General features: G+C 62.0%; 10 protein-coding genes. 3 read left to right on the top strand and 7 right to left on the bottom strand.

Annotation, left to right across the window (positions count from 1 at the left end):
• Nucleotides 1-27: 27 nt before the first annotated feature.
• Both ACP7BX_RS20340 and asd read left to right on the top strand, forming a co-directional pair.
• Nucleotides 28-843, top strand: coding sequence for a rhodanese-like domain-containing protein (locus tag ACP7BX_RS20340; protein WP_178955021.1), 816 nt, complete (start codon nt 28-30; stop codon nt 841-843).
• Nucleotides 844-858: 15 nt separating this feature from the next.
• On the top strand, nt 859-1,719 hold the full coding sequence (gene asd, locus ACP7BX_RS20335; protein WP_426129248.1) for an archaetidylserine decarboxylase: 861 nt from the start codon (nt 859-861) through the stop codon (nt 1,717-1,719).
• A 122-nt stretch (nt 1,720-1,841) separates the two neighbouring features.
• Here the strand turns inward: asd and serB are convergent, their stop codons facing one another.
• Nucleotides 1,842-3,056: a phosphoserine phosphatase SerB gene (gene serB / locus ACP7BX_RS20330; RefSeq protein WP_038850738.1), complete on the bottom strand. Its 1,215-nt coding sequence runs from the start codon at nt 3,054-3,056 to the stop codon at nt 1,842-1,844.
• A 133-nt stretch (nt 3,057-3,189) separates the two neighbouring features.
• Here serB and ACP7BX_RS20325 point away from each other — a divergent pair, with 133 nt between their 5' ends.
• Nucleotides 3,190-4,695, top strand: coding sequence for an AhpA/YtjB family protein (locus ACP7BX_RS20325; protein ID WP_426129251.1), 1,506 nt, complete (start codon nt 3,190-3,192; stop codon nt 4,693-4,695).
• Between the two features lie 285 nt (nt 4,696-4,980).
• Here the strand turns inward: ACP7BX_RS20325 and ACP7BX_RS20320 are convergent, their stop codons facing one another.
• The 6 genes from ACP7BX_RS20320 to cpdA form a co-directional block, all read right to left on the bottom strand.
• Nucleotides 4,981-5,691, bottom strand: coding sequence for a PqiC family protein (locus ACP7BX_RS20320; protein WP_033897860.1), 711 nt, complete (start codon nt 5,689-5,691; stop codon nt 4,981-4,983).
• A gap of 176 nt (nt 5,692-5,867) precedes the next feature.
• The gene (gene parC / locus ACP7BX_RS20315) at nt 5,868-8,132 is read right to left on the bottom strand and encodes a DNA topoisomerase IV subunit A (protein WP_426129253.1); all 2,265 of its coding nucleotides are present in this window, start codon (nt 8,130-8,132) and stop codon (nt 5,868-5,870) included.
• 73 nt (nt 8,133-8,205) lie between these two features.
• Nucleotides 8,206-9,201 carry an esterase-like activity of phytase family protein gene (locus ACP7BX_RS20310; RefSeq protein ID WP_426129255.1) on the bottom strand — a complete coding sequence of 332 codons (996 nt, stop codon included), beginning with the start codon at nt 9,199-9,201 and terminating at the stop codon, nt 8,206-8,208.
• Nucleotides 9,201-11,108, bottom strand: coding sequence for a DNA topoisomerase IV subunit B (parE, locus tag ACP7BX_RS20305; RefSeq protein ID WP_033897857.1), 1,908 nt, complete (start codon nt 11,106-11,108; stop codon nt 9,201-9,203). The genes ACP7BX_RS20310 and parE overlap by 1 nt, the downstream gene beginning before the upstream one ends.
• Nucleotides 11,109-11,153: 45 nt before the next feature.
• A complete protein-coding gene (locus ACP7BX_RS20300) occupies nt 11,154-11,762 on the bottom strand; it encodes a YqiA/YcfP family alpha/beta fold hydrolase (protein ID WP_426129257.1) in 609 nt (202 codons plus the stop codon).
• Between the two features lie 49 nt (nt 11,763-11,811).
• Nucleotides 11,812-12,627, bottom strand: a complete 816-nt coding sequence (gene cpdA / locus ACP7BX_RS20295; RefSeq protein ID WP_314524843.1) for a 3',5'-cyclic-AMP phosphodiesterase — start codon at nt 12,625-12,627, stop codon at nt 11,812-11,814.
• Nucleotides 12,628-12,661 lie beyond the last annotated feature (34 nt).

The following is a 12,661-nucleotide window of genomic DNA, read 5'->3' as shown; positions in this document are numbered from 1 at the left end:
CCAACATTTGTGCCCAGGAGACCTCACATGCCTGACTTCTCTGGCTTGCCGCTGGTGATCGAATCCAGCGACCTGCTTGGTCGCCTCGATACCGAACACCTGATACTGGTGGACCTCACCAGTGCCGCCCGCTACGCCGAAGGGCATATCCCCGGCGCGCATTTCGTTGACCCCAAGCGCACCCAACTGGGCCAGCCGCCGGCGCCCGGCCTGCTGCCCAGCAAGGCTGATCTGGAGAAGCTGTTCGGCGAACTGGGCCACACCCCGGACGCCACTTACGTGGTCTACGACGACGAAGGGGGCGGCTGGGCCGGGCGATTCATCTGGATGCTCGACGTGATCGGCCACCAGAAATACCACTACCTGGACGGCGGCCTGCTGGCCTGGCTGGAAGAAAAGCACCCGGTTTCCACCGACGTGCCTGCCCCCGTCGGCGGCCCGGTCAGCCTCACGTTGCACGATGGCCCAACCGCCACCCGCGAATACCTGCAAAGCCGCCTGGGTGCCGCCGACCTGGGTATCTGGGATGCACGCGGTCCGCTGGAGTATTCCGGCGAGAAGGTCCTCGCCGCCAAAGGCGGGCACATCCCCGGCGCGGTGAACTTCGAATGGACTGCCGGCATGGACAAGGCGCGCAACCTGCGTATCCGCCGCGACATGCCGCAGATCCTCGAAGACCTCGGGTTGACCAAAGACAAAGAAATCATCACCCACTGCCAGACTCACCACCGTTCTGGCTTCACCTACCTGGTGGCCAAGGCGCTCGGTTATCCGCGAGTCAAAGGTTATGCCGGTTCCTGGGGCGAATGGGGCAACCACCCCGACACCCCCGTCGAGATTTAAGGTTTAAGGACAGTTATGAAAAAGCAGTTGTTTATCCTCAGCCAGTACTTGCTGCCGCACCACTTGCTGTCGCGTCTGGCCGGTTGCATTGCCGAGTGCCGCGTGCGCTGGTTCAAGAATGCCTTCACCAGCTGGTTCGCCAAGCGTTATCAAGTGGACATGTCCCAGGCCCTGGTTGAAGACGTGACCGCCTACGAGCACTTCAACGCTTTCTTCACCCGCGCCCTGAAAGATGGCGCCCGCCCACTGGATCAAACCCCAGGCGCGGTGTTGAGCCCCGCCGATGGTGCGGTCAGCCAGTTGGGCCCGATCGAGCATGGCCGGGTGTTCCAGGCCAAGGGCCACAGTTTCAGCGTGCTGGAATTGCTGGGCGGCGACTCGGCCGTCGCGGCTCCGTTCATGGGCGGCGATTTCGCCACCATCTACCTGTCGCCAAAGGACTACCACCGCGTGCACATGCCGCTGGCCGGCACGCTGCGTGAGATGGTCTACATCCCGGGTCGCATCTTCTCGGTCAACCAGACTACCGCTGAAAACGTACCTGAGCTGTTCGCGCGCAACGAGCGCGTTGCCTGCATCTTCGACACCGAACGCGGCCCGATGGCCGTGGTATTGGTGGGCGCGATGATTGTGGCGTCGATTGAAACCGTGTGGGCTGGGCTGGTAACGCCGCCGAAGCGCGAGCTGAAAACCTTCCGCTACGACGAGGCCGCACGCGCGCCGGTTCATCTGGAGAAAGGTGCGGAGCTGGGTCGCTTCAAGCTGGGTTCGACCGCGATTGTGCTGTTTGGGCCGGATCAGGTGAAGTGGGCTGAAGAGCTGGCCGCTGGCACTTCGGTACAGATGGGCCAAGGCATAGCACTGCCAAAAGCCTAACGCACAACCCAATGTGGGAGCGGGCTTGCTCGCGAATACGGAGTATCAGTCGACACATCAGTGACTGAACTATTGCATTCGCGAGCAAGCCCGCTCCCACATTTTTTACCGCATTTTTTCAGTTACAACTGACCGTCGCGGTCACGGAAGCCCAGCAGATACAACACGCCATCCAAGCCCAACGTCGAAATCGCCTGCTTGGCCGATTGCTTCACCAGCGGCTTGGCACGGAAGGCCACACCCAACCCCGCAATCGCCAGCATCGGCAAGTCATTCGCACCGTCGCCGACCGCAATGGTCTGCTCCAGACGCAAACCTTCCTTGTGCGCCAACTCCTTGAGCAGATCCGCCTTGCGCTGAGCGTCGACAATCGGCTCGACCGCCACGCCGGTCACCTTGCCATCCACCACTTCCAGCTCGTTGGCGAACACATAGTCGATGCCCAGCTTGGCCTGCAATTGCTTGGCGAAGTAGGTGAAGCCGCCGGACAGGATGGCGGTCTTGTAGCCCAGGCGCTTGAGTTCAGCGAACAGGGTTTCGGCGCCTTCGGTCAGGCGCAGGGAGGCGCCGATGGAGTCCAGCACGCTCACGTCCAGGCCTTTAAGCAGCGCAAGGCGCTCCTTGAAGCTGGCGCGGAAGTCCAGCTCACCGGCCATGGCGCGTTCGGTGATTTCGGAAACCTGCTCGCCCACGCCGGCCGCTTTGGCCAATTCGTCGATGACTTCGGCTTCGATCAGCGTGGAGTCCATGTCGAACACCGCCAAGCGGCGGTTGCGGCGGAACAGCGAGTCTTCCTGGAAGGCGATGTCAACGTTCAGCTCTTGGGCCACGCTGAGGAATTCGGCGCGCAGGGCCTGAGGGTCGGCCGGTTCACCGCGCACGGAGAACTCGATGCAGCCCTTGCCCTTGTCGGCCGGGGTGTCCAGCGGCATACGACCCGACAGACGGTCGATATGGTCGATATTCAGACCGTACTGCGCGGTAATGGAGCTGACGCGTTGCAATTGTTCCGCGGTGACCTTGCGGGTCAGCAGCGTCACGATGTGGCGTTTCTTGCCCTGGCCGGCTACCCAGTGCTGGTAGTCCTCTTCGGACACCGGGGTGAAGCGCACCTGTTGATCCAGCTTGTACGCCGTAAACAGGATGTCCTTGAGCACCGAAGACGCCTGTTCAGTGCTCGGAATCTCGACCAGGATGCCGAACGACAAGGTGTCGTGGATCACCGCCTGACCGATGTCGAGAATGTTCACACCACCCTGGGCCAGAACGCCGGTAATGGCTGCGGTCAGACCTGGGCGGTCTTCCCCCGTGATGTTAATCAGGACAATTTCGCGCAAGGCGCACCCCCAGGCTGGAAAAAAACCGCATTCTACCCACTTTCAGTGACCATCGGGCACAGCCAGCGCTTTGCCGGTTCTAGGGCTGTCGCTATACTGCGCGTCAACTTCACGGACCAAGAGCCGAGCGCAAGTGAACCGGCCCACGCCAGTAAAAACCGATAATTTCTTCCTGCTGATCTTCCGGGCACTGCGCCACCGCCGTGTACCGATCGCATTACGCATCGCCAGCCATAACGTGATCCTGGTCGCCCTGGCCCTGGTGATCTACGCCTGCGTGATGGGTTTGCAGTTCAAACAGGCCATGCACGAGCAAGCCGACGCCCTGGGCGAGAGCTTGACCACCCAGACCGCCACCTCGGCGACTGAGCTGCTGGTGTCCAACGACATCCTCAGCCTCAACGTGCTGCTCAACAACCTGACCAAGAACCCGCTGGTGGCCCACGCCGCCATCTACAGCGTGGACAACCGGATCATGGCCGAAGCCGGGCAGCGCCCGAAAAACGGCCTGCTGGGTGAAGCCGAAGGCCTGTATCAGAGCAACATTACGTTTCAGGATGTGAAGGCCGGCCAACTGCGCATCAGCCTGGACATGCAGCAATTCCAGCAGCCGATGACCATCAGCCTGCAAAGCATGGGCATCTTGAGCGCGATCCTGCTGGCCTTGGCGTTGGCCTTGAGCCTGCGCCTGGGTCGACACATCTCTACGCCGCTGATGCAGTTGCGCATCTGGCTGCGCGATATCGACGAACACACCCCGGCCACTGATCGCCAGGATGAAATCGGCGACCTCGCCCGCCAGCTGCACGCCAGTTTCGCCCCGGAGCCGGTGGTGCGCGAAGTGGAGCCAGAGCCTGAGTTCGACGAAACCGACTACGACGACGAGCCTGAGTTTGAAGTGCAGGACGCGCCGGTAGCGGGCCTGAAGCCTGCCACCCGCCAGGCGTTCAAAGCCGAAGAAGACGAGCTGGACGACGAAGACCCCTTCGCCGACCTGCGCGACACCTCGACCAGCGCACCGGCCGTCGCGCCGAAACCGGCCCCGGTGAAGAATACCGAACCTCAGTTCAGCGCTGTACTAGCGGTGCAACTGGGCGCTCAGGACCAACTGCGTCGCCTGCCCCGCGCACGCCTGACCGAGCTGCTGGAGCGCTACCGCGACTGCCTCGACCAGGCTGCGTCGCTGTACCAGAGCGAACTGCACACCCTGAACGATGGCAGCACCTTGATGCTGTTCCACAGCGAAGACAGCGGCGAAGACTACCTGACCAACGCCATCTGCTGCGGCGAGTTGCTGCGCGCCCTGGGCCATGCCCTGCAGATCGAAGTGGCCGACAGTGGCATCACGCTGCAACTGCAGTTGGGCCTGACGGTGAGCGATGATCTGTTTGGCATGAGCCAGATCGACCTGCTGCTCACCGAGAGCGCCCAGGACGCCCTGGCGCTGTCGCAACACAGCCGCAACCTGCTGCTGGTGGAGCGCAAGATCAGTGAAGACACACTGATCCGCCAACGCGCACGGATCCGCCCGATTGCCAGCCCAGAAGGTGCCAGCTGTGTGGAGCGGTTGATGGAGCCGTATCCGTCGATGCTGGAGCGGCAGTTGGCGCGGATGCACGAGACCCGCACCAAAGGTTAAGGTGAAACGGGCTTGTTGTAGCGGAGCGGGCTCCTGTGGTGAATGGCTTCTGTGGTGAGCGGGCTTGCCCCGCGCTGGGCTGCGAAGCGGCCCTAAAACCAGACGGCCCGGTTCTACCTGGAAACATGCGGTGACTGGATTGGGGCCGCTTCGCGCCCCAGCGCGGGGCAAGCCCGCTCACCACAAAAGCCTCCCTCACCACAGGAACCCTCTCATCACAGGGGCAAACGCCACAACAAAAAGGCCCGCTGAATCAGCGGGCCTTTTTTGTATCTGCGATTCAGATCAGAACCTGAACACTTCCATATCCGTGCGAATCGGCGTTGCCATCGGCATCTTCGGCTTCTGCGGTTCTGCCGGTTTGGCTTGTACCGGGGCGCTTTGCTTGCGCGGTGCTTCGGCAATCGGCGGCTGGTTGGCCAATGGCTTGAGGGCCACCGACAGCTGCTGCGCCAGATGTTGCAACAACACGCCCTGGGCCTGGACCTGGGACGCGGTGGTACCGGTGTGTTGTTCCTGCAGGTGCACAATGCGGTTATCGCGGACCTGGCCACGACGATCGATCAAGCGCCATTGCGCATCGAGGATCGCCGGTTGCGACGTACCGGAGTCAAGACGGGTGATGGTCAGCAACACCTGCACATCCGGGGTAAAACCCGTCGGCGCGGGCGCCAGCACCACACGCTGGCTGTCCAGTTGACCTGCCACCTGGCGCAACATCAATTGGTTGATGTCGGAGGACAAACTGCCCGCCCAACGACCATCGGTGGAACCTTGCAGGCTGCCGTCGTTCTGACGTTGCAGCAGTGTTTCGCGTTGCAGGTAGTCGGCGACGACCACCGGGCCCAGCAAGACGGCCATGCCGGCGGTCTGTGCAGGTTGAGCCGGACTTCCGCTGTCCAGCTGGTACAGCGACACCGGTTGATGTGTGCTGCAACCCGCCAGCCCCAAAAGGCCAGCGAGCACAAAAAATAAAGGAAGGCGTGGAGCAGTCATCATCCCATCCAGGTGGCTGCCACAAGGCGAACCACAATGTAATACTAAAAATAACCTAAACACGCTCGGCCACGCTGGCGCTGGAAAGGCCATATCATCCGTGAATATGCGCCATGACTCCAGCGCCAAAGCGTCGATCTACGCGTTAAATCGTAGATCGAGGGCTCTAATACGCGTTAAACCGGCGTTTCCACCAGCAAAGCATCCACGCGCTGGAAGCCGCGAGGCAATTTGTTACCACGCCGACCGCGCTCACCCTTGTAATGCTCAAGGTCGTCAGGACGCAACGACAGGGTACGTTTACCGGCTTGAAGCACTAACGTCGCGCCTTCCGGGATCACTGCGATGTCGGTCACGTACTCTTCGCGACTGGCCACCCGCTCGCCGGGAATACCAATGATCTTGTTGCCCTTGCCTTTGCCCAACTGCGGCAGGTCGCTGATCTTGAACACCAGCAAACGCCCTTCGGTGGTCACCGACGCCAGCCAGTTGCTCTCGCGATCGTTCACCGGCCGCGGCAGGATCACCTTGGCGTTGTTCGGCAAGCTCAGCAAGGCCTTGCCCGCCTTGTTCTTGGCCTGCAGGTCTTCACCCTTCACCACGAACCCGTAACCCGCGTCGGAGGCGATCACGTACAGCGCATCATCGTCCGGCAGCAACACGCACTCGAAATTCGCCCCTGGCGGCGGCGTCAGGCGCCCGGTCAACGGCTCGCCCTGCCCCCTTGCGGATGGCAAGGTGTGGGCCGGCACCGAATAACTGCGCCCGGTGGAGTCGATAAACACCGCAAACTGGTTGGAACGCCCGGCAGCGGCGGTCTTGAAACCATCGCCGGCCTTGTACGACAAGCCAGTGGCGTCAATATCATGCCCTTTGGCGGAACGAACCCAACCCTTTTCCGACAGAACGACGGTAATTTTCTCGTTTGGCAGCAGCTCGGTTTCTGTCAGCGCTTTCGCTTCGGCGCGCTGGACGATTGGCGAACGACGGTCATCGCCGTAGGTTTCGGCGTCTTTGATCAGTTCGCTACGCACCAGCTTCTTCAGCTTGGCTTCGCTGCCCAGCAGCGCTTGCAGCTTGGCTTGTTCCTTGAGCAGCGCATCTTGCTCGTCGCGCAGCTTCATTTCTTCCAGCCGTGCCAACTGGCGCAAGCGGGTGTCGAGGATGTAGTCAGCCTGGATTTCGCTCAGCTCGAAACGCGCGATCAGCTCGGCTTTCGGGTGTTCGGCGGTACGGATGATGTGGATCACTTCATCCAAGTTGAGGTAGGCGATCAGCAAGCCGTCCAACAGGTGCAGGCGACGCTCGACCTTATCCAGGCGGAATTGCAGGCGGCGACGCACGGTCTGCACCCGGAACTCCAGCCATTCCACCAGCAGGTTGCGCAGGTTTTTCAGCTGCGGCTTGCCGTCCAGACCGATGATGTTGACGTTGACCCGGTAGCTGGACTCCAAATCCGTGCTGGCAAACAAATGCTGCATCAGCACTTCGTGATCGACCCGGCTGTTGGTCGGGATGATCACGATGCGGCAGGGGTTTTCGTGGTCGGATTCGTCACGCAGGTCGGCAACCTGCGGCAATTTCGACGGTTTGGCCTGCATCAACGCGGCGATCTGCTCCAGCACCTTGGCACCGGACACCTGATGCGGCAGCGCGGTGACGATAATGTCGCCATCTTCGATGTGGTACACGGCGCGCATGCGCACCGAGCCCTTGCCGGTTTCGTACATCTTCAGCAGGTCGGCGCGCGGCGTGATGATTTCCGCTTCGGTCGGGTAGTCCGGGCCCTGGATGTGTTCGCAGAGCTGTTCCACCGTGGCTTTGGGCTCATCGAGCAAGCGCACGCACGCGGTGGCGACTTCGCGCAGGTTATGCGGCGGCACATCGGTGGCCATGCCGACGGCGATACCGGTGGTGCCATTGAGCAGGATATTCGGCAAACGTGCCGGCAACACCAGCGGTTCATCGAGAGTGCCGTCGAAGTTAGGGCCCCAATCGGCGGTGCCCTGGCCCAATTCGCTCAGCAGGACTTCCGAGTAACGCGACAGGCGTGCCTCGGTGTAGCGCATCGCAGCGAAGGACTTGGGATCATCCGGCGCACCCCAGTTGCCCTGGCCGTCTACCAGCGTGTAGCGATAGCTGAACGGTTGGGCCATCAACACCATGGCTTCGTAGCAGGCGGAATCGCCGTGGGGGTGGAACTTACCGAGCACGTCACCGACGGTACGCGCCGACTTCTTGTGCTTGGAATCGGCGTCCAGGCCCAACTCACTCATGGCGTAGATAATGCGCCGTTGTACAGGCTTCAGGCCGTCGCCGATATGCGGCAAGGCACGGTCCATGATCACGTACATGGAGTAGTTGAGGTAGGCATTTTCGGTGAAGTCAGCCAGCGACCGGCGTTCTACGCCATCTAAGCTGTCTGCGAGGATGTCACTCATGCGGGCCTCATCATGGTCGGGTAAGGTGCTGCGGAACTGCCGCTGCACCGGGTCAATTCAAAAAAACAGGGGCTCATGGGCGAGCGCTCCAGCCACCGGCAGGGGCGGCGAAACGATAGACCACGGGGCGCTTTTCACCATCGGCACGCGGGCCGAAGTTGTTGTCGATGCCCAGCCAGGCGCCGTCGGCATCCACCACCAGGGCTTCAGCCAGGCCATAAGACTGGGGATAACGCCGCTCGGGCGTCAGGGTCTCGTCGGCAAACGACCAGCACAGTTCGACCTTGGCCGTGACCGCATCCCGCCGGCAAATCTGGAACGCATTGCGCTCCAGGGTAAACAGCTTGCCGTTGAACAGCGCCAGGTCGGCGAAATCCTTGGACACCGCCTTGGCGTTCGGGAACTGGGCCGGTTGCACTTCCTGGCCGGCTTCGCTCAACAAGACGCAGGGGCCGTCACAGTCCCACAGGCTTTGCGGACGCTTGATCGAAATCAGTCCACGTCTTTCGCGCTCAGCGGCCAGCCAGATCTGGTTGCCTTCGGGGTTGATCGCCAGGCCTTCAAACAACGCATTGAAGTGCAGCAACATGCCACTGGCCCGCGCTTCACGCACCATGCCCGGCGCAATCTTCAACCACTCAGGCGCGCCCGTCACCGGCACTTGCAGCACCGCCGCATGGGCTTCGCTGACAATGTAGCGGTTGCCGGCGGCATCGCAGGTGATGCCTTCAAAGTCCAAGTCACCACCGCGAATGAACGATGCGGCCTTGGTGCGCGAACGCAAACCCCAGGGCAACCCGGACTCGGGCACCGGCGGCACGTCGATCTTTACCGCCTCGGCCTGCCAGGTCGGCGCGCTGATATCCAGGCGGTAGATCTGGTCATCATCGCGGTCGGAAACCGTCCACAACTCCGTGCCACACAAGGCCAAGCCCGACAAGTTACCGCCGCGCATGCCATCCACCGGGTGCTCGGACAGCAGCTTCAGCTCAGCCACGGGTGCGGCAACTACCGTGGTAGCCGCCAGCCCGCTCAACATCAGGATCGCCAGGGCGAAACCTGTGCGCATCAGCCCAGAACCTCGGCCAGGTTGCCTTTGGATTCCAGCCAGGACTTGCGGTCCGGCGCGCGTTTCTTCGCCAGCAGCATGTCCATCATTTCCGAGGTGGCGGCGAAGTCGTCGCCCAGCGTCAACTGCACCAGGCGCCGAGTGTTCGGGTCCATGGTGGTTTCGCGCAGCTGCGGCGGGTTCATTTCACCCAGGCCCTTGAATCGTGTGACCTGTGGCTTGCCGCGCTTCTTCTCGGCCACCAGGCGGTCGAGAATGCCGTCGCGCTCAGCCTCGTCCAGGGCGTAGTAAATCTCCTTGCCCAGGTCGATCCGGTACAACGGCGGCATGGCGACGTAGACGTGGCCGGCATCCACCAGCGGGCGGAAGTGCTGCACGAACAGCGCGCACAGCAGCGTGGCGATGTGCAGGCCGTCGGAGTCGGCGTCGGCGAGGATGCAGATCTTGCCGTAGCGCAGTTGGCTCATGTCCGCCGCGCCTGGGTCTACCCCAATGGCCACGGCGATGTTGTGCACTTCCTGGCTGGCCAGGACTTCGCTGCCATCGACTTCCCAGGTGTTGAGGATCTTGCCGCGCAACGGCAGGATCGCCTGGAATTCCTTGTCCCGCGCTTGCTTGGCGGAACCACCGGCGGAGTCACCTTCCACCAGGAACAGCTCGGAGCGCATCGGGTCTTGCCCGGCGCAATCGGCCAGCTTGCCGGGCAATGCCGGGCCCTGGGTGATGCGCTTGCGCTCGACCTTCTTGCTGGCCTTCAGGCGACGGCCGGCGTTGTTGATCGCCAGTTCCGCCAGGGCCAGGCCCAGTTCAGGGTGTTCGTTGAGCCACAGGCTGAAGGCGTCCTTGACCACGCCGGAGACAAACGCCGCCGCCTCGCGGGACGACAGGCGCTCTTTGGTCTGGCCGGAGAATTGCGGCTCCTGCATTTTCATCGACAGCACGAACGCGATGCGCTCCCACACGTCTTCCGGCGCCAGCTTCACGCCGCGCGGCAACAGGCTGCGGTATTCGCAGAATTCGCGCATGGCATCCAGCAAGCCCTGGCGCAAACCGTTGACGTGGGTGCCGCCCTGGGCGGTCGGGATCAGGTTGACGTAGCTTTCCTGCACGCTGTCGCCACCTTCCGGCAGCCACAACAACGCCCAGTCCACGGCTTCTTTATTACCCGCCAGGCTGCCGCAGAACGGCTCGTTGGGCAGGCGCTCGAAGTCGCTGACGGAATCCTCTAGGTACGAGCGCAGGCCATCTTCGTAGTGCCACTCGACCTTCTCACCGGTGCCTTTGTCTTCAAAGGTCACCAGCAGGCCTGGGCACAGGACAGCCTTGGCCTTGAGCACGTGCTTGAGGCGGCTGATGGAGAATTTCGGCGAATCGAAGTATTTCGGGTCCGGCGCAAAGTACACGCTGGTGCCGGTGTTGCGCTTGCCTACGGTGCCGATCACTGCCAAGTCGGTGGCTTTGTAGCCATCGGCGAACGTCATCTCGTACTCGTTGCCATCGCGCTTGACCCTGACGCGAACCAGCGTGGACAGGGCGTTGACCACCGAAATACCCACACCGTGCAACCCCCCGGAGAACTGGTAGTTCTTGTTGGAGAACTTGCCACCCGCATGCAGCTTGGTGAGGATCAGCTCAACGCCGGGCACACCCTCTTCCGGGTGGATATCCACCGGCATGCCGCGACCATCGTCGGACACTTCCAGGGAATGGTCAGCGTGGAGAATGACATGCACCGACTTGGCGTGGCCGGCCAGGGCTTCGTCGACGCTGTTGTCGATGACTTCCTGGGCAAGGTGGTTCGGCCGACTGGTGTCGGTGTACATGCCGGGGCGTTTGCGCACCGGGTCGAGGCCCGAGAGGACTTCGATGGCGTCGGCGTTATAAGAGCTAGCGCTGGGAGTGGCCATGGGGTCTCGTCGTGAGTCGTTCGATTAAAAAGTGACCTGCGATTCTTACAATGAAGAAAAATCGAAGGATTGATACTGATCTGCGCCAATGCCGGCAAAGCTCAACATAGCCGGCAATTGCTGGGCGAACCCCTGGTAACCATGGTCGCCGCCGGCCTGGATGCGCAAGGCACAGGCCCGGTAATACTGCTGGGCGAGGCGATAATCCAGGGTTTCATCCCCAGTCTGCAACCACACCTGATACCGCGCCGCGCCCTGGGGAGCCGGTACTTCCAGCTCGGCCAGCGCCGTGACGTGGTCGTGGGTCAGTTCCCAGGTTTCATCGGTGTAGAGGTTCTTCTGGGTGCCCAGGTAACCGTCGAACATCCGGTGAGGGCTGACCGCCGGGTTTACCAGCAGCGCCTTGAGGCCATGGCGCTCGGCAAGATGGGTTGCATAGTAGCCGCCGAGTGAGCTGCCGACCAGCAGTGGCCGCCCCAGTTCGGCAATGGCCGCTTCCAACTGGGGAATCGCCTGACGGGGATGGTGATGCAGGGCCGGCACGCGCAATTGGTCGGCCAGGCCGATGGCGTCCATTACAGTGATCAACTGAGTGGCCTTGTTGGACGCAGGCGCGCTGTTGAAACCGTGGATATACAGGATCGAAGCGGACATGCCGGGCTCTCCGTGCTTGCGCCAAAAAGGCGCAGTTTACAGGTAAATCTCAGTAGCCGTTGCTACCGTAATCCACCGTAAACGCGAAGCCGACCAAGCGCTCTACCCCGGTCTCCAACCGTCCGTCGGCATGCAGACGCAGCCAGCGGTAGCCCGGCGCTTGCTCGCTGACCTTGAAATCCTCGCTGCCCGGTGCGAACTGGATGCAGGTGGACGGCGATGCCAGCAGGCGCACGCCGTTGCGCTCGCGGTCGATTTCCTGGTGCACATGCCCCCACAGTACCGCCCGCACCTGCGGGAAACGGTCAAGCACGGCAAACAACGCCTCAGGATTGCGCAAGCCAATGGGGTCCATCCAGGCGCAACCGATGGGCACCGGATGATGGTGAAAACACACCAGATGATGACGGTTAGGCGCTTCGCTCAGGGCCTGGGCGAGCAGCTGCAGCTGCTGGTCTTGCAGGTAGCCCGGCACTGAACCGGGTACGGCGGAATCCAGCAAGGTCACGCGCCAGTTGCCGATATCGAGCACCGGCTCCAGCAGATCGCTGTGCACGGCGGCGTGAGCCATGATGTGCGGTTCGTCGTGATTGCCGGGAATCCAGCGTGCTGGGGCGTCGATCTGCCGGGTCATGTCGCGAAATTGCTGGTACGACTCCAACGTGCCGTCCTGGGACAGGTCCCCCGTGGCCAACACCAAATCGATGTGCGGCTGCTGCGCGCGCACCAGCTCAATGACGCCTTGCAGGCTTTCGCGGGTGTTCATGCCCAGCAGCGTACCGTCGGCCTCGGCAAACAAATGGCTGTCGGACAGTTGCACCAGCAATGCGGGCGCATCAGGACTCACAGTGGATACGCTCGGCAAGGCGCTCTCCCAAGGCAATCACAGGAATGGACGT

The organism is Pseudomonas sp. DWP3-1-3b3 (assembly GCF_049896305.1).
GTDB classification, from domain to species: domain Bacteria; phylum Pseudomonadota; class Gammaproteobacteria; order Pseudomonadales; family Pseudomonadaceae; genus Aquipseudomonas; species Aquipseudomonas azotoformans_A.
Note: the sequence above shows the minus strand (reverse complement) of the source record. Positions and strands in the feature narration are given on the sequence as shown.